This is a genomic window from Paenibacillus sp. JNUCC 34 (genome assembly GCF_058269055.1).
Map to the genome: position 1 here is coordinate 5,114,446 of NZ_CM177770.1, position 24,607 is coordinate 5,139,052.

At 48.5% G+C, this 24,607-nt stretch carries 21 protein-coding genes and 1 riboswitch; all 21 genes read right to left on the minus strand.

The window, feature by feature from the left end; translation table 11 throughout:
* Positions 1 to 104 precede the first annotated feature (104 nt).
* A complete protein-coding gene (locus tag AC2TF5_RS23755; protein ID WP_491299576.1) occupies positions 105 to 950 on the minus strand; it encodes a sugar ABC transporter permease in 846 nt (281 codons plus the stop codon).
* Entirely contained in the window at positions 947 to 2,260 is a 1,314-nt protein-coding gene (locus tag AC2TF5_RS23760; protein WP_491299577.1) for a carbohydrate ABC transporter permease, read from the minus strand. The genes AC2TF5_RS23755 and AC2TF5_RS23760 overlap by 4 nt, the downstream gene beginning before the upstream one ends.
* A gap of 101 nt (positions 2,261 to 2,361) precedes the next feature.
* Positions 2,362 to 3,669 (minus strand): sugar ABC transporter substrate-binding protein, encoded by a 1,308-nt coding sequence (locus AC2TF5_RS23765; protein ID WP_491299578.1) that lies wholly within the window; start codon positions 3,667 to 3,669, stop codon positions 2,362 to 2,364.
* Positions 3,670 to 4,123: 454 nt separating this feature from the next.
* Positions 4,124 to 5,392 carry a phosphoribosylamine--glycine ligase gene (gene purD, locus AC2TF5_RS23770; RefSeq protein ID WP_491299579.1) on the minus strand — a complete coding sequence of 423 codons (1,269 nt, stop codon included), beginning with the start codon at positions 5,390 to 5,392 and terminating at the stop codon, positions 4,124 to 4,126.
* A 138-nt stretch (positions 5,393 to 5,530) separates the two neighbouring features.
* Complete coding sequence (purH, locus tag AC2TF5_RS23775) at positions 5,531 to 7,078, minus strand: bifunctional phosphoribosylaminoimidazolecarboxamide formyltransferase/IMP cyclohydrolase (protein WP_491299580.1); 1,548 nt, start codon at positions 7,076 to 7,078, stop codon at positions 5,531 to 5,533.
* A 138-nt stretch (positions 7,079 to 7,216) separates the two neighbouring features.
* Complete coding sequence (gene purN, locus AC2TF5_RS23780) at positions 7,217 to 7,840, minus strand: phosphoribosylglycinamide formyltransferase (protein WP_491299581.1); 624 nt, start codon at positions 7,838 to 7,840, stop codon at positions 7,217 to 7,219.
* Positions 7,840 to 8,880, minus strand: coding sequence for a phosphoribosylformylglycinamidine cyclo-ligase (gene purM, locus AC2TF5_RS23785; RefSeq protein WP_491299582.1), 1,041 nt, complete (start codon positions 8,878 to 8,880; stop codon positions 7,840 to 7,842). The genes purN and purM overlap by 1 nt, the downstream gene beginning before the upstream one ends.
* 248 nt (positions 8,881 to 9,128) lie before the next feature.
* Entirely contained in the window at positions 9,129 to 10,607 is a 1,479-nt protein-coding gene (gene purF / locus AC2TF5_RS23790; protein ID WP_491299583.1) for an amidophosphoribosyltransferase, read from the minus strand.
* A complete protein-coding gene (purL, locus tag AC2TF5_RS23795) occupies positions 10,592 to 12,835 on the minus strand; it encodes a phosphoribosylformylglycinamidine synthase subunit PurL (protein WP_491302978.1) in 2,244 nt (747 codons plus the stop codon). Before purL ends, purF begins: the two co-directional genes overlap by 16 nt.
* A complete protein-coding gene (purQ, locus tag AC2TF5_RS23800; protein WP_491299584.1) occupies positions 12,813 to 13,505 on the minus strand; it encodes a phosphoribosylformylglycinamidine synthase subunit PurQ in 693 nt (230 codons plus the stop codon). The genes purL and purQ overlap by 23 nt, the downstream gene beginning before the upstream one ends.
* Positions 13,506 to 13,507: 2 nt before the next feature.
* Positions 13,508 to 13,753 (minus strand): phosphoribosylformylglycinamidine synthase subunit PurS, encoded by a 246-nt coding sequence (purS, locus tag AC2TF5_RS23805; RefSeq protein WP_208915780.1) that lies wholly within the window; start codon positions 13,751 to 13,753, stop codon positions 13,508 to 13,510.
* Positions 13,754 to 13,797: 44 nt separating this feature from the next.
* Positions 13,798 to 14,700: a phosphoribosylaminoimidazolesuccinocarboxamide synthase gene (locus tag AC2TF5_RS23810; RefSeq protein WP_491299585.1), complete on the minus strand. Its 903-nt coding sequence runs from the start codon at positions 14,698 to 14,700 to the stop codon at positions 13,798 to 13,800.
* A gap of 167 nt (positions 14,701 to 14,867) precedes the next feature.
* A complete protein-coding gene (purB, locus tag AC2TF5_RS23815; protein ID WP_491299586.1) occupies positions 14,868 to 16,163 on the minus strand; it encodes an adenylosuccinate lyase in 1,296 nt (431 codons plus the stop codon).
* Positions 16,164 to 16,166: 3 nt separating this feature from the next.
* Positions 16,167 to 17,351 (minus strand): 5-(carboxyamino)imidazole ribonucleotide synthase, encoded by a 1,185-nt coding sequence (purK, locus tag AC2TF5_RS23820; protein WP_491299587.1) that lies wholly within the window; start codon positions 17,349 to 17,351, stop codon positions 16,167 to 16,169.
* Entirely contained in the window at positions 17,348 to 17,833 is a 486-nt protein-coding gene (gene purE, locus AC2TF5_RS23825) for a 5-(carboxyamino)imidazole ribonucleotide mutase (RefSeq protein WP_491299588.1), read from the minus strand. Before purE ends, purK begins: the two co-directional genes overlap by 4 nt.
* A gap of 246 nt (positions 17,834 to 18,079) precedes the next feature.
* A riboswitch (purine riboswitch) is annotated at positions 18,080 to 18,181 on the minus strand.
* A gap of 207 nt (positions 18,182 to 18,388) precedes the next feature.
* Entirely contained in the window at positions 18,389 to 18,823 is a 435-nt protein-coding gene (locus AC2TF5_RS23830; protein WP_491299589.1) for a universal stress protein, read from the minus strand.
* A gap of 116 nt (positions 18,824 to 18,939) precedes the next feature.
* Complete coding sequence (locus AC2TF5_RS23835; RefSeq protein ID WP_491302979.1) at positions 18,940 to 19,203, minus strand: DUF1294 domain-containing protein; 264 nt, start codon at positions 19,201 to 19,203, stop codon at positions 18,940 to 18,942.
* A gap of 209 nt (positions 19,204 to 19,412) precedes the next feature.
* Positions 19,413 to 19,550, minus strand: coding sequence for a hypothetical protein (locus AC2TF5_RS23840; protein ID WP_491299590.1), 138 nt, complete (start codon positions 19,548 to 19,550; stop codon positions 19,413 to 19,415).
* A gap of 65 nt (positions 19,551 to 19,615) precedes the next feature.
* A complete protein-coding gene (locus AC2TF5_RS23845) occupies positions 19,616 to 21,757 on the minus strand; it encodes a DNA topoisomerase III (RefSeq protein WP_491299591.1) in 2,142 nt (713 codons plus the stop codon).
* A 165-nt stretch (positions 21,758 to 21,922) separates the two neighbouring features.
* On the minus strand, positions 21,923 to 23,848 hold the full coding sequence (locus AC2TF5_RS23850) for an ABC transporter permease (protein WP_491299592.1): 1,926 nt from the start codon (positions 23,846 to 23,848) through the stop codon (positions 21,923 to 21,925).
* Positions 23,823 to 24,593 (minus strand): ABC transporter ATP-binding protein, encoded by a 771-nt coding sequence (locus AC2TF5_RS23855; protein ID WP_491299593.1) that lies wholly within the window; start codon positions 24,591 to 24,593, stop codon positions 23,823 to 23,825. The genes AC2TF5_RS23850 and AC2TF5_RS23855 overlap by 26 nt, the downstream gene beginning before the upstream one ends.
* Positions 24,594 to 24,607 lie beyond the last annotated feature (14 nt).

Here is a 24,607-nt window from a genome sequence, read left to right on the forward strand (position 1 = left end):
CTCAAATATGCGTTTAAGATACAAAAGAGGCACAGCAATCTTTCACTGCTGTGCCTCTCGATGTCTTAAAATCTTTGTCTGTTGTAATTGGCTTGAATCTAGAATTACCCCTTGCTTGCCCCAGCTGTCATGCCGTCAACGAGGAGACGCTGCAGGAATACAAACAAGATTGTGATTGGCAGTGCAATCAGAACAGCTGCAGCTGCGAACAGTGTAAAGTTACTGTCCTGCTGGGAGTTAACAAGGTCCCATAGGCCGACAGCCAGTGTCCAGTTCTCCTTCGTCCGAAGCACTAGGCGGGCAAAGATGAAATCCACCCAAGGACCGACGAACAGGGTCAGACCCATATACGTAATCATCGGTTTGGACAATGGAAGAATAATTTTACGGAAAATTGCAAAATTCGTCGCACCGTCGATTTTTGCCGCTTCGTCCAGACTTCGTGGAATCGTATCAAGGAAGCCTTTCATAATGAGCGTACCACCGAGCGGAGCCCCTGCAGCATACACGATGATCAGCGCCATGTGTGTGTTCAGAAGATCCAATGAGTTCAGCAAAATATACAGCGCGATCATACTCATAAAGCCAGGGAACATCCCCAGTACGAGAATGGTAGATAAAGCATTTTTCCGGCCTTTAAACCGGAAACGCGATACCGCGTAACTTGTCAGTAAAACAAGGAGTGTACCGATAACCGTAGTCAGAACGGCAATTTTCAAGGTGTTCAAATACCAGGTACTGAACATAAAGGTTTTCGAAGTAAACAATTCCTGATAATGCGCAATTGTAAAGCTCTCTGGAATAAGAGATTTGCTGTACAGTGATTTACCAGGACGGAAGGATGCAAGAACAACCCATAGTGCCGGATAGATACAGCAAATAGCGATGATGACCAACATAATATAACTCGCCGTCAGACGAATGGTTTTCTTGAGCTTCTGTCCGATCATTGGATCATATCCTCCTCTTTAAATGATCTTGTGCGGCGGTAGTTGAAGATGGAGAAGGAAGCAATAATCAAGAAGATGATGATACCGATGGCCGATGCCATACTGTACCGCTGCTGATCAAGCGTCAATTTATACAGCCAGGTTACAAGCAGGTCTGTTGCCCCCGCATACTGATAGTCCCCGACAACCGGGTTTCCGTTTGTCAACAGGAAGATGGCGTTAAAGTTGTTGATATTACCTGCAAACTGAGTAATGAGCACAGGTGCCGTAGAGAACAAAATCATCGGGAGCGTGATAATTTTAAACTTCTGGAATCCGCTCGCACCGTCCACATCGGCAGCTTCGTAAAGATCCTTAGGAATCGTAGTAAGAACACTCATAACAAGCAGCATCGATACTGGAATACCTACCCACATGTTAACGACAATAACCGTTACCTTTGCCCAGAACGGATCGGTAAGCCATGGCAGGCCCTCCAAACCAAAATATCTCATATACTGGTTGATCGGTCCAAATTGTCCGTTGAACATGTTACGCATAACGAGCAAAGAGATCAGCTGCGGAATCGCATAAGGAATAATGAGAATGACGCGCCATACGCCCTTGAAACGAATTCCTTTTTGCTGAATCAACAACGCTACTAGAACACCACCGAAATAAGTAGTAACCGTAGCCAGAATCGCCCAGATAATCGTCCAAGTCAAAACACCAAAGAAGGTGTGACTCCATGATTTCAGAGCTACCAGATTTGTAAATGTTTCAAACCCAACCCAGTCAACAAGCTTGGCAGGAGGAAGGTTATTCGGAGCTGAATAGTTCGTAAACGCCAGCATGACCATGAATATGATCGGCATAATCGTAAAAAATAGAATCCCGAAAGCGGGAAGTGTCAAGAAGGATTGTGCAAACTTAATTTCAAAAATATAGTTAAGGGTCTCTCTAAACGTGTTAGGTTTTACACCGTTGTCCCTTTGTTTTCCGGTATTATACGCATTTTTGATATTTGCGTAGTAAGCAATAAGATATAGAGCAAGCAAAATCAAAGTAATGAGTCCTTCAATCAGCAGATTGATGGAATGGTCACCCTCTACAAGCTTAGTTAAACCGTTTACTTTCTCGAAGTGGTTGCCGTTCTCGCCAAGTGTTATAATCCCCCACAAGGCGTCACCCAAATTATTAATAAAGAAGTACAAACTTGATATTCCTAAAGCGGTCAAAATGGCGCCTTTGATCCATTGGCGATTATAAAGCTGTCCGAATCCCATGCATATGGCCGATAACACGGCTGCTGTCGTACGATGTTGACGCATGCTCCATCCATTCTCCTCTCCGTATAATCGAGGAATCACCCGCCAGATATCGGCGGGTGAACATCATTTTATAATAGTCTGTGTATGCTCGATTGTAAGATTTACTTCCCAGCTGTACCGCTGTTCAGTTCCTGAAGTTGTGTTACTGCTTTGTCTAATGTAGCTTTGACATCTTTGTTGTTATCCCAGATCTCAGCAAGAGCAGCGCCTACAGGGGCCCATACGTTACCCATCTCAGGGATGGAAGGCATTGGCTGAGAGCTCTTGAACTGCTCAGTGAATGCAGATACATATGGATCATTCTTGATTTGGTCAGAATCTTGTGCCTTTTTGTTTGTTGGTACAGAACCTACGAGTTCACTAAGCTGCAATTGAGCTTCTTCTGATGTTGCAAAATTTGCAAACAGACGGGCTGCATTTGGATATTGGCTATATGCGTTAACATACCAAGCTTTAATACCAGAGAAGGAAACGGCTGGCTGTCCGCCAATGGCTGGGATTGGAGCTACGCCCAACTTGTCGCCAAGAGCTTCTTTGTAACCGCCCAGTTCCCAAGGACCGTTGATGTCGATAGCCAGGTCGCCGGAAGTGAACAGACCGCGCTTGATGTCCGGAGTAATGTCACCGGATTTTACAGGGAGAACTTCTTTCAAACTTGAGTATACTTCCATACTCTTAATAGCGCCTTCGCTGTTAAGTCCGATATCGTTAATGTCTGTACCGCCGTTACCGTAGATGTAACCGCCGGTGGATGAAAGGAACGGATAGTTAAAGTACAGGTTACCGGTTTCCCACATAATTCCGTATTTGTTTTTCGATTTATCTGTAAACGTTTTACTGAATTCGATTACTTCTTCAAAGGACTTCGGAGCTTCTTTGATCAAGTCCTTGTTGTAGTACATCAGGTAAGTTTCTGCCGCACGAGGATATCCATACAGCACATCGTCGAAGGTTACACCTTGAATGGCAGCTTCCGTATTCTGATCTCTGGTTTCTGCTTCGAATGAATCGTTAGGCAGAACCAGATTAGCAGCTGCAACTTTACCCAAGTTATCGTGAGGGAATATAACAACGTCAGCAGCCATACCGGAAGGTCCGTCTTGAAGCAGTTTACCTGCTTGGTCCGTAGGGTTCACTTCTTCCAATGTTACTTCCACGCCATATTTTTCTGTAAATGCTTTAATAACAGCATCTGTATAAGCTCTTTCATCTTTACTTTCCCAAACTACCAGTTTTGCGCCGTCCTCAGGCTTCAATTCAGGAGCATCTGCCTCTGGTGCTGGTGTTTTTGCTTCCGTAGAAGGACTTTCTGGTGCTGGCTCAGGAGTAGCTGTTTTGCCTCCGCATGCTGTAATGGACACTGCCATCGTGAAAGCGGCAGCGAGCGTAAGTATTTTTTTCATTTTCATTCCAATATAACCCCTCTCAGTAAAAGTACAGAAAATGTTGGAATTCTGCGCAAACGATTTCAGAAAATTTTCAAGCTCGCTATTTCTATGTAGAGCCAGCGGATTTTCCGGTACATCCATGCTTGGAAAGCGCTTCATCCACTGAAATCATCATACAATAATCAACTTCCGTTGTAAAAACGTTTGCACATTGTATTTATGGTAGTTCTTGTGCATTAATCTAATTATCTCTCCCATTTTCGCTGTTTTTCGTAACATATCATGTTTTCGTTAAAAAACTTTGGAATAACGCCCAATTGTCCATAAATCAAGGACAACTATGATACGCTTCTAAACAAACGTTTGCACAGAATGGAAATCAAAAGACCTGCAGTCAAAGCAGGCCTTTTGTCTCACACCTCAAAAATGCTATCATGCCTGTTCGATGCAAGCGTACATCAACCTGGCAGTTGAATTAAACCAAAGCTTTGATAGCAATATCTGTCCGGTTGTGCTTGCCTTCAAAAATAATATGCTCCGCGCGCTCATAGGCTTTGGCTCGGGCTGAAGCGATATCTGAACCCATACCAACCACTCCGAGTACACGTCCACCGTTCGTAATCCATTGTCCTTCCCCATCAAGAGCCGTTCCGGCATGAAACACGATCGAGCCGTTATCCTCGGCATCCAAGCCGGATATGACTAGCCCTTTCGCATAAGAAGCAGGATATCCTCCTGATGCCAAAATGACACAAACTGTCGATTCTTCACTCCACTCCAGCTCCAACTCCGCAAGACTTCCGTTTACCGCTGCCAGAAATACTTCCAGCAAATCTGTCTTCAGTCGCGGCAATACCACTTGTGTCTCAGGATCGCCGAAACGGGCATTAAACTCAATCGTCTTCGGCTTACCGTCCGGTGTAATCATTAACCCCGCGAACAGAACACCTCGGAACGGGCGTCCCTCGGATACCATGGCTTTAGCCGTCGGCTTTATGATCGTTTCAATCGCTTCCTCAATGACGGAGTCCGGGATATGTGGAAGAGGAGAATATGTGCCCATTCCGCCTGTATTCGGCCCTAAGTCGCCATCAAAAGCCGGTTTATGATCCTGGGCGGCTGACATGGGCTTCACGGTTTCTCCATCAACAAACGCTAAGATGGACATTTCCTGTCCCTCCAGGAATTCCTCAATGACAACACGGCTGCCCGCATCTCCAAATACCTTGGACTCCATGATGTCACGAAGCGCTTGCTCCGCCTCTTCCATCGTACGGGCCACCGTAACCCCTTTGCCTGCGGCTAATCCGTCAGCTTTTATAACAATGGGAGCTTGCTTGCTGCGCAAATACTCCAATGCCTTCTCGAAATCATCGAATTTCGCGTAATCTGCGGTTGGAATATTATATTTATGAAGAAGATCCTTCATAAACGCCTTGCTTCCCTCAATTTCTGCGGCATTTTTACGTGGTCCGAACACGGGAATACCCGCCTCCTCGAACACATCAACAATACCGTCCGCCAAAGGATCATCTGGTCCAACAACGACAAGCCCGACCTCTTTTTCTTGAGCAAATGCTCTCAATTGTTCGAATGCACTGACAGCGATTGGCACACATTCAGCGAGCTGTGCAATACCGGCATTTCCGGGTGCGCAGTATATCGTCCCAGCTTTGGGACTCTTGGACAGCGCCCACACAATCGCATGCTCGCGTCCTCCGCCTCCGATGACTAAAATATCCATGCTTCCCCTCCCACGAGAAAAGTTCTGTACGCTAAAACCGATTTATGAGATGAATCATTTATACAGCAAAGGAACCGCTCAGGATGTCCAGCTTGCACGCTGTCATACCACCCCGAATATACGATTCCTCCAGCAGTTTTAATGTTTAAAATGTCTTACGCCCGTAAATACCATGGCAATTCCGTTATCATTAGCCACTTTGATCGACTCTTCGTCTTTGATAGAGCCTCCCGGCTGAATCACTGCGGTAATTCCGGCTTTAGCTGCAAATTCCAAAGTGTCTCCCATCGGAAAGAACGCATCCGAAGCGAGTACCGCTCCTTTAGCCTTCTCACCCGCCTGTTCGATGGCAATGCGCGCTGAACCGACACGGTTCATCTGTCCTGCGCCGACACCGACCGTCATATCATCAGCAGCGAGCACAATCGCGTTGGACTTTACATGCTTCACAACTTTCCATCCGAACAATAGCTGCTTCAGCTCATCTTCCGTTGGCTGGCGGTCTGTAACCACCTTCAGATCAGCTGAATTCAGTGAATGAACGTCGCTCTCTTGTACGATCATTCCGCCTTCAATCGACGTTACAGCAAGCACACTCTTCCGATCCTTCGCGGAGCCAAATTCACCCATTTTAAGCAATCGAATATTTTTCTTCTTCGTTAGCAGCTCCAGCGCTTCCGGTGTGAAATCCGGTGCCAAAACAATCTCCAAGAAAATATCCTTCAGCAATTCAGCTGTAGGTCCGTCTACCGTACGGTTCGCTGCTACAATGCCGCCGAAAATTGAGGTTGGATCGGCTGCATGAGCTTTTTTGAACGCTTCAAGCACATTTGTACCTACACCCACGCCGCAAGGGTTCATATGTTTTACTGCAACGACAGCCGGCTCATCGAATTCCTTCACAATTTGCAGTGCCGCATTGGCATCATTAATGTTGTTGTAGGACAATTCCTTACCGTGAAGTTGTTCAGCTGTAGTCAAAGTACCAGCCGGAGCCAACGGTTTCTTGTAGAATGCCGCTTTCTGATGCGGGTTCTCTCCATAACGTAAATCCTGAATTTTCTCATAGGTTACACTGAAGCGTTCCGGTAGCGGATCACCTGTTACATTCGACAAATACTCAGAAATAAGCGTGTCGTACGCTCCGGTATGACGGAACACCTTAGCTGCAAGGCGTTTACGTGTTTCAAGTGTCGTATCTCCATCTGCACGGATTTCCTCCAGCACAGCGCTATAATCGTCCGCATCTACAACTACACTGACAAAAGCGTGGTTTTTCGCGGCGGAACGGAGCATCGTCGGACCGCCGATGTCGATATTCTCAATCGCATCTTCGTATTCGACATCCGGCTTGGCAATGGTCTCCTGGAACGGATACAGATTCACAACAACCAGATCGATATAATCGAGCCCTAAATCCTGCATCTGGCGGCGGTGTTCACTGCTGTCACGGACGGCCAACAGGCCGCTGTGCACAGCCGGATGTAGTGTCTTTACACGTCCATCCAAAATTTCCGGAAATCCCGTTACATCGGATATACCAATAACCGGTACTCCCTCTTTTGCCAGCAGACTTTTTGTGCCTCCTGTTGAAATGATCTCAACCCCGAGAGAAGCCAATTCGCGGCAAAACTCCACGATTCCCGTCTTATCTGAAACACTAACCAGCGCTCTTCTGATACTCACGTTTATTCCTCCCTAACATTTTCGAAAGTTCCCCATATGTTTGTCTTGTTACGTAAATGCTGTCGATAAGAGATAATTCCTAAAGTATTTCCCGAGAAATATCGAACATGTCGATGATAAGGCGTCCCATGTCCGGTTTTACCGTTTTTCTGGTGCAGCAATCGCCACGTTACGCCCGATCAGCTCAATTAGTCCCGCTGTGAACCAAGATACGACTTCAGGATACAGCTGCTGCTCTACGGCGTGAATCCGCTGGGCAAGGGATGTTTCGTCATCCCCTTCCAGAACTTCTACGGCACGCTGAGCAATAACCGGGCCTGTGTCCATTCCCCCATCGACAAAATGAACGGTGACTCCCGTCATTTTCACCCCATAATCCAATGCCTGTCCGATTGCATTTTTACCTGAAAATGAAGGCAGGAGAGATGGGTGAATGTTAATCATACGGCCAGAGTAAGGCTCCACCAACACGTAGGTCAACAGCCGCATATAACCAGCGAGGACGATCAGATCTATCCCGCGTTTTTGCAGCTCCGCCGCTATCTCGCGCTCATAATCCTCTCTGGATGCATAATCCTTGGGCTGGAACACAAAACTCTCGATCCCTGCTTCACGGGCGCGCTCTACAACGGGTGCCTGCGGCTTATCACATACCAAAAGACTGATTTCTCCACCCAGTAAACCACTCGCTTGAGCGTCAACAAGACTCTGAAAGTTGCTTCCCCTGCCGGAAGCGAACACCGCAATCCGGTAAGAACCCATTACACGTTCGCTCCCGTAAAGGTAACCGCACGCTCTCCGTCTGTTACACGTCCGATGACATAAGGCTCTTCCCCTGAGGAACGCAGAAGCTGCAGTGCCTTGTCTGCATTCTGTTCTGCAACGACAATAACCATGCCGATTCCCATATTAAATGTCGTAAACATGTCTTTGTTCGAGATACCGCCCTGTTCCTGCATCAGTTTGAATATCGGCAGAATTGGCCATGAACCGTATTCGATGTCGACATTGACGTGATCCGGCAGCATCCGCGGAATATTTTCGATAAATCCACCGCCCGTAATATGGGCCATTCCCTTCACTTCAACCTCTTTCAGAAGAGCCAGCAGCGGCTTAACATAAATCTTCGTTGGAGTGAGCAGCGCGTCCCCAAGAGACTTGCCAAGCTCAGGCAATTCTTGATCCAATGCATATCCGGACTGTTCCAGCAGCAGCTTGCGAACGAGCGAGAAGCCGTTGCTGTGCACGCCGCTTGAAGCCAGTCCTAGGACAACGTCACCTGAGCAAATCGATGATCCGTTAATCATCTTGCTCTTGTCGACAATACCGACAGTAAAGCCAGCGATATCATATTCGCCCTCAGCATACATCCCTGGCATTTCAGCTGTTTCCCCACCGATCAGGGCACAACCGGCCTGATTACAACCATCGGCAATCCCTTTGACAATCGACTCAATTTTGGCCGGAATCACTTTATCACAAGCTAAATAGTCGAGAAAAAAGAGCGGTTCCGCACCTTGCACCACAACATCGTTTACGCACATGGCCACTGCATCAATTCCGATGGTATCATGACGATCCATCGCAAATGCGAGCTTCAGCTTTGTGCCGACGCCGTCGGTGCCCGAGACGAGAACCGGCTCTTCATATTGGTCCTTATTCAGTTGGAACAGAGCTCCAAAACCGCCCAGGTCCGTCATGACTTCCGGTCTGAAGGTCGTTTTGACGTGCTTTTTCATCCGTTCTACAGCTTCATTGCCTGCAGCAATATCTACACCGGCGTTTTTATAAGTATCAGACACGCGCTTAACACTCCTTTGTTAAAGAGAGAATTGAGTTGAATAATATTTAATAGCCTTAATGATTCACCAGACAAGCGTAAACGTCTTCGCCGTCTTTAACGGCAAAACTTACGTTTCGCGAAAGAATATAAGCCAAGCATCAGAATGAATATCCGGAGACAACCACTCACTTTCCCCATGGCTGTGCTCCGGAATTATTTAAAGAGGTTGTTCAAAAAGTCTGACTTTTTGTACTCACACACTTAAAGTTAGCAGCTGCAGCCCATCTTTTCCTCACCGTTAAAATCAATCTGTGTCGGGTATTCATTGTCAAAACATGCCATACATAACCCGCCCTTGGGACTCTTCTCGTCATATCCACCAATCGCCGTAATCAGTCCTTCCGGACTGAGGAACGACAAGGAATCCGCATTGATCTCCTTGCATATTTCCTCCACGCTCTTCCCGAAAGCAATAAGCTCCCGGCGATCCGGCGTGTCTATCCCGTAGAAGCAAGGATTCTTGAACGGCGGTGAAGTAATCCGGACATGCACTTCCACGGCTCCCGCATCCCGCAGCAGATTCACAATCCGGCGGGACGTTGTCCCGCGTACGATAGAATCGTCAATCATCACGACACGTTTGCCTTCCACAACACGCCGCACGGCGCTCAGCTTCATCTTCACGCCCTGTTCACGCAGCTCCTGGCTCGGCTGGATAAAGGTCCGACCAGTATATTTGTTCTTGATCAGGCCCAGCTCATATGGAATGCCCGTCTGCTCGGCATAACCGATCGCGGCCGAAATACTGGAATCGGGAACACCTGTCACGACATCCGCATCCACGAACGATTCCAGTGCCATCCGGCTACCCATACGTTTGCGAGCGGAGTGCAGATTCGATCCGTTCAGGTCACTGTCCGGACGGGAGAAATAAATATACTCCATCGCGCACAGTGCTTTTTGCGCAGGTTCCGTATAGCGGTCCTCATGCAGTCCGTTTACGTCCAGTACGAGCAACTCACCAGGCGCAATGTCACGAATCGGCTCAGCTCCGATAACCTCCATAGCGCATGTTTCAGAGGCAAAAATATAGGCATTGCCGAGCCGGCCCATCGTCAAAGGACGGAGTCCGTTCGGATCGGAAGCGACAAGCAACTTGTCGTTGGTCATAAGCAGAAAAGCGAATCCGCCGACAAGGCGCTGCAGTGCGTCCTTCGCTGCCTCAACAAAATCCTTAGGCGAGCGCGCGATCAAGTGAGCGATGACTTCCGTATCACTTGTGGTCTGAAAAATCGAACCCGAATTTTCCAACTCATGCCGAAGCTTCGGCTCATTGACAATGTTGCCGTTCGTGGCAATCGCCAGATTACCCTCACGGTACTTGAAGACGAGCGGTTGTGCATTACTCAGCTGGCTGTCTCCGCTAGTGGAGTAACGAACATGTCCGATCGACATATTACCCGTTAACGATTCCAGTCGATCCTTATCAAATACTTCCTTGACCAGCCCCATCCCCCGATGGTAGTTAAACTCGAGACCGTCAGCCACGCAGATCCCTGCACTTTCCTCTCCCCGGTGCTGCAGGGCATGCAGCCCGTAATAGGACAATGAGGCGGCATCCGGGTGTCCGAATACCCCGAACACGCCGCACTCCTCTTTGAGCGTATCGAAGATATCACTCTGTCCTGTCCCTTCGTTATAGTAATCGCCAGTCCATAATCCTTCCGGTGTTATTTCATGCGGCATGGAATGGCATCCTCCCAGACGGATTTCAAAGCCTCCACCGGTTCTTGCACAGCGGAAGTACCGTTAATGTTGATGCGCAAGGCTTCTCCTCCAACCCGGCCAATCGCAGCGAACGGAACATCCGCTTCCTTCAGAAGCTGTTCCAGATCAGACTGCTTGCGAGGTGATGCGGAAAGAATAATACGGGACTGGCTCTCGCTGAAGAGCGCAACGTCATTTCTCAGCTCCGTATTCAAGTTGACCGCAGCTCCTATGTTTCCACTAATGCAGCTTTCAGCTAGGGCTGCCGCCACTCCTCCCTCGGATACATCATGAGCGGAGCTGACAAAGCCGGACTGGATAGAGGTCAGGACGCTATCAAGCAATCTTTTCTCCGTACGCAAATCCAGTACAGGAGGTTTACCTTCTGAAACGCCATGCAGAACGGCTTGGAACTCACTGCCACCAAGTTCTGCTCGTGTCTCTCCCAGCAGATAAATCACATCACCTTCCGATTTAAACCCTTGGGTTGTAATATGATCGGTATCGTGAATCAGACCTACCATTCCTACGACAGGTGTCGGGTAAATCGCACCCTTCGCATTCTCATTGTAAAGACTGACATTACCACCGATGACCGGCGTGTTCAGCTCACGACAGGCTTCCGCCATCCCGTCAACCGCACGCTCCATCTGCCAGAAAATATCAGGCTTCTCAGGACTTCCGAAATTCAGGTTGTCCGTAATTGCGAGCGGCTCAGCACCGGAACAGACAATGTTACGGGCTGCTTCGCTGACTGCAATTTTGCCACCGAGTTCCGGATCCAAATACACATAGCGTCCATTACAGTCCGTTGTCATCGCAAGCGCCTTGCGTGTACCGTCAACGGTAACGACAGCCGCGTCGGAACCTGGACGAACAGCCGTACTGGTACGAACCATATAATCATATTGATTGTAAACCCATGCTTTGCTTGCAAGGCTTGGAGAACCAAGCACCTTTTTGAGCGCGTCGCCAAGATCCTTCACTTCCTCATAACGAAGCGTATCGATCGAAGCCTGTGCTTCATAATAAGCAGGAACTGCAGAAGGCTTGTTGTATACCGGACACTCATCCACCAGCGCTTTCACAGGCATATCCCCTACTACTTCACCATGATGGATCAGCTTCAGTCGGCCATCGTCCGTAACCTTTCCGACTTTGGCGCAGATAACGCCCCAGCGCTCAAATATTTCAAGCGCCTGCGCTTCATTGTGCGGCTCCACCACGAACAGCATGCGCTCCTGGGATTCGGACAGCATCATTTCATAAGGCGTCATGCCTTCTTCCCGCTGCGGCACCTGGTCCAGATACAGCTCCAGACCGTTGCCGGCCTTGCTAGCCATTTCTGCGCTTGAACATGTCAGGCCCGCTGCGCCCATATCTTGAATCCCCAGCACGATACCGGTATCAATAAGCTCCAAGCAAGATTCCATGACAAGCTTCTCCATAAACGGATCGCCGACCTGAACAGCCGTCCGGTTAGCCTCCGATTCCTCTGTCAGCTCAACGGACGCAAAGGTTGCACCGTGAATACCGTCCCGACCTGTAGGAGGGCCTACGTAATAAACCGGATTGCCAACCCCTTTGGCGACACCGCGCTGAATTTTATCATGGTCAATAATTCCTACACACATAGCGTTTACGAGCGGGTTGCCGTCATAGCTCTCATCAAAGACAACCTCTCCACCAACAGTCGGAATCCCGATACAGTTACCGTAACCAGCAATACCCGAGACCACATGCTCGAACAGGTATTTAACACGGTCACTCTCCAGCTTGCCGAATCGAAGCGAGTTCAGCAGCGCTACCGGTCTAGCACCCATGGAAAAAATATCACGGATAATGCCGCCTACCCCCGTAGCCGCGCCTTGGTAAGGCTCAACAGCGGACGGATGGTTGTGACTTTCGATTTTGAACACCACAGCTTGGTTGTCGCCGATATCTACAATACCGGCTCCTTCACCGGGTCCCATCAGAACACGGGGGCCGCTTGTCGGGAAACGCCGAAGCAACGGCTTCGAGTTCTTGTAAGCACAGTGCTCGGACCACATTACACTGAAGACACCAATCTCCGTGTAGTTGGGCTTCCGTCCCATAAACGAACAGATCAGATCATACTCGCTGTCTGATACACCCATTTGCTCATATACCCGAAACTCTGCAATCTGCTCTGCTGTCGGTTCTTTAGCGGACACTTGCTGCTGCACCATGACGATCCCTCCATGTCTGAATGATGGATGTAAACATTGCTTTTCCGTCTTCCGAACCGAGCAAGCTGCTGACAGCCCGTTCCGGGTGAGGCATCATGCCGAGCACGTTACCGCGCTCGTTACAGATCCCTGCAATATCCCCAACGGATCCATTCGGATTATCCTTATACGTAAATACGATTTGCCGGTTGTCCCGGAGCTTTTGCAGTGTAGCTTCATCACAATAATAATTACCTTCACCGTGGGCAATCGGAATGACGATCTCTTGCCCTTCCGTATAGTTGCGTGTAAACGGTGTTTCATGATTTACAACTTGAAGTACACTGTCATGACAACGGAATTTCATGGATTCATTACGGCGTAGCGCACCTGGCAGCAGGCCCGCTTCCGTCAATATCTGAAATCCATTACATATCCCAAGAATAAACTTTCCTTCTTCCGCCGCTTTGGCCACTTCGTTCATGACCGGGGCGAACCGGGAAATCGCACCGCACCGTAGGTAATCTCCGTAAGAGAAACCACCAGGCACCAAGATGCAATCATAGATCGACAGATCCGTTTCGGTATGCCATACATAATCGACTGGCTGTCCCAATGTCTGCTCCACCGCTTTATAACAATCGATATCACAGTTGGAGCCAGGGAATACGAGTACTGCAAATCTCATGTTTAGCCCTCCAATTCATAACGGTAATCTTCAACTACCGTATTGGCCAAAAGCTTTTCGCACATTTGCTGCAGACGCTCTTCCGCCTCCTGGCGGTTATCTGTATCCAGCTCAAGCTCCATATACTTTCCGATACGAAGACTTTCCACTTCCCGGAATCCAACCGAATGTAATGCCCCTTGCACTGCTACCCCTTGTGGATCCAATACGCTTTGCTTGATGGTGACATAGACCTTTGCTTTCAACATCGTTCCCTGTTCCTCCTCGGTATCGTATATGAATAATTGCTTGCTTATGATTGGCTTGTGAAACTTGGTGCTGTAATCCGGTGGTAAATCTCGGTATAACGTTTCGTCGTTTCTTCAACAACAGACTCTGGCAGCGGCTCTGGTATACTGTTCTTGTCCCAATCCGATGACGCTAAGTACGTACGTACCGGTTCCTTGTCCATGCTGTCGATCTCAATATCCAGCGCGTAACTACCCTTATCCCAGAAACGGGATGCATCCGGTGTGAAAATCTCATCGATCAAAATGACTTTTCCATCAATCAGACCAAATTCGAATTTGCAGTCTGCCAGAATAATTCCCCGATCCGCGCAGTAATCACGTGCGAACCGATACAACATGAGGCTCTGTTCCTGCAGCTCTTGCGCCAGTTCCTCACCGACCAGCTCCTTCATACGGTCCATCGAAATATCTTCATCATGACCGACATCATTTTTGGCTGCCGGTGTGAAGATTGGCTCAGGGAAAGGCTCATTCTTACGCATCCCCTCCGGAAGCCGGATTCCATTGACCTCTCCGGTTGCCTGGTACTGACGCCAGCCCCCGCCGGTAATATAACCACGTACGACGCATTCAATATCGATACGCTCCGCTTTACGGGCCACCATAATCCGCCCATCCAGCAGTTCTTTATTCTTGGCTATATCTCCAAGCAACTCCACATCCGTGTGGACAACGTGATTGTGGATCAGGTGTTTCGTATGCTCAAACCAGAATGAGCTCAGCTTGTTCAGCATCGTTCCTTTAGCAGGGACAGGGGGATCCAGCACATAGTCAAAGGCTGAGATGCGGTCGGTGACCACGATCAGCATGTGTTCTCCCAGATCATACAATTCTCGAACCTTGCCCTTGTACAAAAGGGGCGCATCGACCAAGTCGACAGCCGTAGAAAGCGCAGGTAATGCCATGTCATCTCACTCCCTTATAACGAGGGCCGCCAGAGCGGTCGTTATCAAAATATAAGAACGTAAAATTTCATACTGTATACTTGGCTTATATTTCTTGAGAAACGCCGCCGTCCTTTAAAAAGGACGACGAAGGCGTTTCTTCTTGGTTGCTGTTGATCTATCGGTGCTTAGTTCAGTCCCAGCTTCTCAAAAATCGTATCCACATGCTTCAGATGCCAGCTTGGGTTAAACGCATCCTCAATCTCCTCAGCACTAAGCACATCGGTAATTTCCGGTGTTGCCTCAACAATCTCACGGAACTGACGCTGCTCTTCCCATGCCTGCATCGCTCGCGGCTGTACAGTATCGTAAGCTTGCTCGCGGCTGAAGCCTTTATCGATCAACTTCGTCATAACACGGCCTGAGAAAGGAACTCCAAAGGTCCGTGCCATGTTGCGCTTCATATTGTCCGGGAATACCGTCAAGTTCTTCACGATATTTCCGAAACGGTTCAGCATATAGTTCAGAAGCATCGTTGCATCCGGCAAAATGATCCGTTCCACGGAGGAATGGGAAATGTCCCGTTCGTGCCACAACGGCACATTCTCGTAGGCAGAAACCATATGGCCGCGAATGACGCGCGCAAGACCCGAAATATTCTCGGAACCAATCGGGTTACGTTTATGCGGCATCGCCGAGGAACCCTTTTGCCCTTTCGCAAAAGCTTCTTCCACTTCACGCACTTCACTCTTCTGGAGTGCACGCACTTCCGTAGCGAATTTATCAAGCGATGTTGCGATCAGTGCCAGTGTTGCCATGTATTCAGCATGACGGTCACGCTGCAGCGTCTGGGTGGAGATCGGAGCCGCCTTTGTGCCAAGTTTCTGGCACACGAACTGTTCTACAGAAGGATCGATGTTCGCATACGTACCAACCGCACCAGATATTTTGCCGTACTGAACGCCGTCAGCCGCATGCCGAAAGCGCTCCAGGTTGCGGATCATTTCCTCGTGCCATAGCGCCATTTTCAAACCGAAGGTCGTAGGTTCTGCATGCACACCATGCGTACGGCCCATCATCGGCGTGTGTTTATAGGCAACAGCCTTCTCCCGCAAAATCCCAATAAAACGAAGAATATCCTGCTCCAAAATATCATTGGCCTGCTTCAGCAAGTAGCCATTCGCTGTATCTACTACATCCGTGGAAGTCAGGCCGTAATGAACCCATTTACGTTCCTCTCCAAGGCTTTCCGAAACCGCCCGGGTAAAGGCAATGACGTCATGGCGGGTCTCCTGCTCGATTTCATAAATCCGTTCGATGTCAAAAGAGGCGTTGTTACGCAGTGCAACTGTATCTTCCTTCGGAATGACACCAAGCTCAGCCCAAGCCTCGCAAGCGCAAAGCTCCACCTCAAGCCATGCTCTGAATTTATTCTCCTCGGTCCAGATGGCCCGCATTTCCGGTCTGCTGTAACGTTCGATCATATATTAATGCCTCCAAATATTAGTTTGCTCTACCCATTCCAATGCGTCATATACATCACCGCATAACAGATTAATGTGGCCCATTTTGCGGTTATGCTTGCTGACGCTTTTGCCATATAGATGAAGTTTTGGCACAATGCCCAGTGATTCGGCCACCGGATCTTGCACTGTGGTACGGCTGATGACTTCATCCAGATGCTGTCCAAGCACGTTCACCATAACGACCGGGCTCATCAGTGTTGTGTCTCCCAGAGGAAGATTGCATATCGCCCTTACATGCTGTTCGAACTGGGAAGTGGTGCACGCTTCCATCGTGTAATGTCCCGAATTGTGCGGCCTTGGCGCAACCTCGTTCACATAGAGAGAACCTTCTTCCGTTAGGAACATCTCTACTGCGAGCAGCCCTGCTGCATTCAAGCCTTCCGCCACCTGCTCTGCAAGCTGGCACGCTCTACGCTGGACATCACTCGGTATGCGTGCCGGTACAATCGACAGATGCAAAATGTTGTTCACATGAACATTTTCAGCCGGCGGAAAACTCTTCACTTCTCCTCCCGGCGTACGTGCCGCGATCACCGAAATCTCACTTGTGAACGTAATGAATTTCTCCAAAACGAGTTCTGCACCTGTTGAGGACAGCTCCGCATAAGCAGCTTCAAGCTGTTCTTCCCGTCGCAATACGACTTGTCCCTTCCCATCATAACCGCCGGTAGCCGTTTTCAGAACACATGGCAGGCTCAGCTCTGCTACCGCTTCCTTTAGAGTTTCCAGGCTTGTGATCTCACGGTATGGCGCCACTGGAACTCCGGCCGCTTCGATGGCTGCTTTCTCACGGAGGCGATGCTGTGTCGTATAGAGCAGCCTGCTTCCCTGAGGAACGTACGAACGTTCCTCCAGCAATTTCGCTACACCCGCGTCCACGTTCTCGAATTCATACGTGATGACATCCGCTTGAGATGCGAGCTCTTTCGCTGCATCTGCGTCGTCATACGAGGCGGTAATCTGCTCAGCAATCTGTCCGAGCGGAGAGTCCGGCCCCGGATCCAATGCAATGAACTTATAGCCCATTCTCGTTCCGTCCAGTGCCATCATTCGGCCCAACTGCCCGCCGCCAAGAACGCCGATCACTGATCCCGGAGGCAGTGTCTTACTCTTACTATCACTATGCAGAGTTACGCGCTCCGTCATAGATCATCACTGCCCTTCAGCACTTCATCACGTATCCGGTCCCGCCGCTCCTGTACCTTGGCACGAATGCTCATATCAGCAGAGCCCAGAATTTGTGCTGCCAGCAGACCTGCATTGACCGCTCCAGCCCGACCGATCGCCACCGTCGCAACCGGTACGCCGCCCGGCATCTGCACGATGGAGAGCAGGGAGTCCAGCCCGTTTAAGGCTTTCGACTGAACCGGAACGCCGATCACGGGTAACACGGTCTTTGAAGCCACCATGCCTGGAAGATGCGCAGCACCTCCGGCACCGGCAATAATAACCCGGATACCGCGTCCTTCCGCTTCCTCTGCGTACTGGAACATCAGATCCGGTGTCCGGTGCGCAGATACAACCTTTTTCTCATACGCTATATCCATCTCATCCAGCACCTGGCACGCATGGGACATGGTGCCCCAATCCGACTGACTGCCCATAATGACTGCTACCTGCACCGCCATGATTCCACCTGCTCTCTCTACATATTCTGAATTTAACTTTAGAGAAATACGTCTATTGACTCGACGTACCTTCATAAGAAGGCAGATCACACTAAAAAGTCCGATTCTCCCTTAACATCATGTGCGGGACATCGGACTTTCGGGGGAATACCGTTTCCGTCTCCCTATGTCATTACAACACAAAGACAGAAGAAACTCCACGTACTCGCCGTCAAAGATCCAGAAGAAACACTGCTTCTGTTCTGCAGCACCGCCGTATTCCCTCGTAGTCCGAAAATTTACGGTTTTCGGGTAGAAACTTCCGGGCCATATCCCCAGCTTTATACGAGAAATATTTAATTTACTGAATTTACATTTCATCAGATGAATTGAACCTTAACAAGTCCAGTTTATCAATCTCCAACACCTCATGTCAACCTAAACACGAACATTCCATAATAGACAAAAAATAATGTTCGTTTTTTTGTTCCTGAACAAAAACGTCTATCGACGCCTTTCTTTCTAAATCACTTAACAAAAAAGGGACGCCACGGGCATCCCTTTTGCTCTATATATTTATTTCACGACAAGTACAGGAACTTTAGCATGCTGCACAACATTGTGGCTGACACTGCCGAGAACAAACTCCCGTATACCACCTAAACCGCGGCTGCCGATCACGATCAGATCGATCTCATTCATTTTGGCATATTCCAAAATAACCTCCGCCGGAGATCCTTGGATCATTTCAACTCTACTATCTACTTCTGCATGCCCCATACGTTCTTTAAGCTCTTCCGTTGTCTGCACCGCAAGATCGTAAATATCTTTGTTCAGTGATGCCGGAATAGGAGCGAGTCCCTCACCGACAAAAAAACGAGGGTAATCATAGGCATGTACAATGTTCAATGTTGCCCCCGGTGTCACTTTTGCGAGCTCAACCGCCCGGCCGAGCGCTTTAATCGAAGCTTTAGAGCCGTCATAAGCCAGTAAAATTTTGGTGAATAGCATACAGGCCACCTCTTTCTCTGTGTGTTAAGACGAACTGCATATCATTAAACCATTACGCACTGAGGTGAAACGAACTCCCACGCGCTTCCAAAATTACACTGTATGTAGGTATGAGCTCATTTCCAAAAATATCCGTAAAGCATTGCGTTTACAAACAGCAGCAGCGGCACACCAATTTTAAAAGAAAGATGCCTCGTTTTATGCCTTTTACGATACATCGCAGCCCACACACCTAGGGCGCCCCCGACGGCTGCAAGCAAAAATAATGTTTTCTCGGGAACACGATCCTTTCCGAGGCGGGCTCGCCGTTTGTCATCGGACATGACCAGGTAAGCCACGGCATTAATAAATACAAACCAGACACCCAGCGCAGTTCTCAAGTTGACCTGCACCTCCAATCCCCGGTCAAACCTTTTCATTTGACAGGCATCATTGCTTCTATCTTTATTATAAAACTACATGATCATGAACACAATGACGTTAATTAATGCAGCGAGAAGCCGACTAAAGCCCGCAGAAAAGTAACGGACCTGTATCAACCGTATCTCTTTTTGCGGGCAGTCGGAACATCTAAATGCGGTAAGCAGACTTAAGATTCCTGTTTAGGGATTTCATTCAGACTGGGAGCATAGTCGTTAGCCTTTTTAGGCTTGAGTGTCTTGCTCTCCTCCATAATGCTCGATTTGTTCTGCTGATTTTCACTTGTTCTCGGTTTATGATACGGCACGGCATATCACCTCCTGTTCGTAGAATGAACCATTCCACGACAGGTTATGCCTTACTCATTCTTGTTTAATCCGATTTACTTTTCTCCATAGCTGCTTTCAGCAATTCTCCCAGATTGGAACCGATGGATTCCTGCTTTCCATACTGCTGTACAAGCTTCTTTTCCTCACGCTTGTTAATATGTTTGCTGTCCTTTTTCAACGTTTCAGTAATGCCGCAGCCCAGACACTGAACAAACATTCCGGCTTTGCCTTCCTTCATCTCCATCTTCTTGTGACACTGTGGACAACGACGGTTGGACAGCCGCTTCTCTCCGGAGCGTTTATAACCACAATCCTCACTAGGGCACACCAGAAACTTTCCGCGTTTACTTTTCTTCTCAAGCAGTCTTGTGCCACAGTCCGGGCAGCTGCTGTTTGATACGTTGTGAGGTTTGTATTCAGCGTCACTACCTTTGACACCAGACACCAGTTCCTTGGTCATATCCCTAATACCGCGCAAGAATGGTTCTGCCTTGCCTTGACCTTTCGCAATCCGCTCCAGATCCGCTTCCCACTTTGCCGTAAGGTCCGGTGTTCTCAAGGCCGGTGCAACCAACTCGATCAGCTGCTTCCCTTTTCCGGTTGGATGCAGTGATGAGCCCTGGCGTTCAATGGTATCCGAACTTACAAGCTTCTCGATAATGTCGGCACGTGTAGCCGGTGTCCCTAGCCCGTGCTTTTCCATCTGCGACAACAGCGATGCCTCATTATGTCGCTTCGGCGGCTGTGTCCGGCCCGACTTTACGATGCAGCGGCGGACCGTTACTTGCTCCCCCTCAGAAAGCTCCGGCAGCAGCCGTCCGGATTGCTCCGCGCTTCCACCAGAATCGTGGTTGTCATCATCTCCGTCATCCTCGTAGTTACCGCCGTATACTTCACGCCAGCCACTGTCTTTAACAGTCGTTCCTTTGGCGAAGAAGCTCTCCCCCTCAATCTGAACCGTAACAGATACAGCATCGTATTTGGCCGGAGGATAGAACAAGCTGATAAACCGGCGAACAATCAAATCGTACAGCTTCCGTTCCTCCGTGCTCAGCTTATTGAGCAGAACGGTCTCCTCAGTCGGGATGATGGCATGGTGGTCGGTAACCTTGCTGTCATCTACCACACGTTTGCTTGGTGACAGACTCTTACGAAGCAGCGGACGCGCAAGTGACGCATACGGACCTACTGCAACACTCTCCAGCCGCTCTTTCAGCGTCGAAACCATGTCAGAAGTGAGGTACCGGCTATCTGTACGCGGATAAGTGACCAGCTTGTGCTGTTCATAAAGTTTTTGCAGCACGTTCGATGTTTGCTTCGCGGAAAATCCAAAGCGCCGGTTCGCATCCCGCTGCAGTTCAGTCAAGTCGTACGCCAGCGGATGAGGATCGGATTTTTCACTTTTTTTCACACTGGCAATACGTCCAGATCGGCCATCCACCTTTTGCTTCAACTTGTCGGACTGGCCCTTGTCGAAGAGACGTCCGTCTCCGCTTGCAGGTCGCCAGGAAGCTTCAAAATGTCCCAGATCAACACTGATGGTGTCATACTCCTGAGAACGGAAACCTGTAATTTCCTTCTCACGCTCCATGATCATACCGAGTGTTGGAGTCTGAACACGGCCTGCCGACAGCTGGGCGTTAAATTTGCAAGTTAAGGCACGCGTTACGTTAAGTCCTACCATCCAGTCAGCCTCGGCCCGGCAACGAGCAGATTCGTACAGACGGTCAAACTGATTCCCTGGCTTAAGTGCTGCAAAGCCTTCCTTGATCGCCTTATCTGTCTGGGATGAAATCCACAGCCGTTTAAACGGCTTGTTCCATTTCGCCATATTCAATATCCAACGGGCAAGCAATTCCCCTTCGCGAGCGGCATCTGTCGCAACAATCACTTCTCCGATGTCCTTGCGCTTAAGCAGAAACTGCACTGTTTTGAATTGATGACTAGTCTCCCGAAGCACTTTCAGTTTCATATTACCCGGCAGAATCGGCAGATCCTCCAATGCCCATGTTTGATATTTATGATCATAATCCTCAGGCTCGGCCAGTCCCACCAAGTGTCCCAACGCCCAGGTGACCACATACTTTGGTCCTTCGAAATAGTTCTTATGCTTCTCGCGGCTTCCCATGACCCGCGCAATCTCTCTTGCCACAGACGGCTTCTCCGCCAAAATTAATGCTTTCATAGCCCTCCCCTTCCTCTGTACTGCTATTATAACCTCCCGCTCTTTTATCCACAAAAAAAGGCCTCCCAGAAGCCTATCTGCCTTGGGAAGCCTGTCAATTTAAGTGAACTAGAATCTTCAGTCCTTGCATCACTACGAATGCGGAGCTTTCTTGTTGAAATAACTTTACTCAATCGTTTTGTACAGACGGTCAAGGTAACGCCAGCGTGTCACAAAGAAATAAATGATTTGTACCGTCAGGAAAAAGATAAAGATTTTTATCGTATGCGACAGAATTGAGAAATCAACCAACTGCTGCAGTGCCACAAAAGCAACCCCACTGTGGACTACCGCAATGAGCATCGGAAGAAAGAACATAATAATTAACTGTCTAGTTACCATTTTACTTAGTTCCCGTCTGCTTAAACCGACCTTCGCAATCATGCGGTACTGCTGCTCATCGCGGGATAAATCGGAATAAAGCCGGAAGTAAATAAAGCTTGCCGCAAAAGTAAAGAACACAATACCGATAAGGCCGCTGGTCATAAGCAGAATTCCGTTTTGCTGTAACGAACTCTTCCAATCGAAATAAAGAGAGTTCAAATAATAACTGTTTTTTTCATCCTCGTTAAACGAATCAGCAATGGTTTTTGAAACTTCACCGGTATTTTTCCAATCTGGAATATAGAAAGCATGATATGTCTGATAGATGATTTCCTCGTCCTGCGCTTCCATAAGCTTATCAAACAAGCCATCCGAGATGACCAGTGCATCATCATATGCGAGAGGTATTGCAATAAACGTTTCCGCTTTAATCACATTAACATTATGCTCAACCGTTCTGCTTAACAACTTAATCTGATCGGAATCTAATCCGTTAATCCTGTATTTGTTCTTATTTTTTACAGACCCTGGCGTTAAAATGCCTTCAGAATCTCCCAATGTTTCTTCAGGATGGCCAAGTGCACGAAGCAGACTGTTGTATTCACTGAGCTTAATTAACTTTAACCAGTTATCATCAAAGAAAGGTGTGACCGACGCCTGAGAATAATCAATTCCCGCCTTTTCGAGTTCCTTGCTGATGATATTCAGATGTTTTGTGGCAATTTTTTGATCTTCATGATAAGCCGTGTACGTATACGCATACGGATTCTCCATAGCCGACAGGCCCGGATCGCCAATCGCCAGTGTCGTGCCAATTCCGGTAAAAGCAGAAGCAGATATGATGGATACGAGAAAAAACATAACCGCGTTATCCTTGATCCGGTACATGAGCTCTGAAATCGTGAGCAGATTCGTTCTTCGGAAAAAGAACCTCTGTTTCTTCTGCAGCCAGCGCATGAAAAACACACTAAACTGGGTGAACAGAAAATACGTACCGATAATGACTAATACCACACCGCCAAACAACAACGGTATGGAGAAAATCTGCAGTACCGCAAAAATCATAACCAAGCCATAACCCACTCCAATAAGAACGATGGCAAGCAGAGCCAGCCAAGGTGAGGCTTTCGGCTGAGGTTTCGGGCTGTCTTCAGCTTTCACCAGATCAATCAGTGCTCCTTTTCTGAGCATAACCGACGAGAATGAGGCGATCAGCAGAAAAAGTACAGCATAGGCACCTGCCGTAAGCAGCAGCGCTTTCCCTGGGAAGTAAAACGGAAGTCCGTTATCCACCGCTAGCAGCTTGGAGCTGATCAGTAGAATCAGCTTGGAGAAAACAAATCCGATGCCGATCCCTGTTATAATCGCAGCTACTCCGATCAAAATATTTTCAATAAACAGCATCCGGTTCAGTTGTTTACGCGACATCCCCAGAATGAGCAGGATGCCGAACTCTTTTTTGCGCATCTTGATGAAGGTGCCTACCGAGTACAATAGAAAGAAGAATGAGAAAATAAATACGATATACTGGGATACCTGCATGCCCATCATACCAAGCGTGCTCATCGTTTCGCTGGAGGAAACGATACCATCTTTCAGATTCGGATGAAATGCAAGCAGACCATACGTAAAGAAGATCATGACGGAAAAGGCGCTGCTCAAAAAATGAGCGACATACGTGCGCTTGCTGCGCAGGACGTTATTAACCGCGAACTGGCGAAAATTCATGTCCTGACCCTCCCAGCAGCGATAACACGTTAATAATCTTCTGATAAAATGCAGAACGGCTTTCACCATAGTTAATTTCGTTGAACAGCTGTCCGTCTTTAATAAAGACTACCCGATTGCAGTAGCTGGCTGCCACCGGATCATGAGTGACAAGAAGCATGGTCACTTTATCTTCTTTATTCCTGCGATCCATTATTTCCATCACATCCTGTGCCGCCTTGGAATCCAGATTCCCGGTAGGCTCATCTGCCAGAACCAGTTTCGGAACATGGATCATGGCCCGCGCGACTGCCGTCCGCTGTGCCTGTCCTCCTGAGATTTCATAGGTACGCTTGTTCAGGATGGACGTAATGCCAAGCTTTTCGGCCAGCTCCCCGATACGGCGGTTCATCTCGTTCAAATCCACACCGTCCAGTGCGAGCGGTAGCAAAATATTTTCTTTTACCGTCAACGTATTCAGCAGGTTAAATGATTGGAATATAAATCCAAGTTCACGACGCCGGAACATAGCGAGTTGATCCTGTGACAGCTGGAACGGGTCCTCGCCCCCAATCCGGATTTCACCCGATGTCGGCCGATCGATCGTGGATATCATATTAAGCAGGGTCGTCTTCCCGCTGCCTGAGGGTCCCATGATCCCGACAAACTCCCCCTCGTTGATGCTCAAGTTTATATTGGAAAGTGCTTCGTGTGATACAGCAGCTTTATAAACCTTTCCCAAATTGCGTACCGATAATATTTCCATAATGAATACCTCAT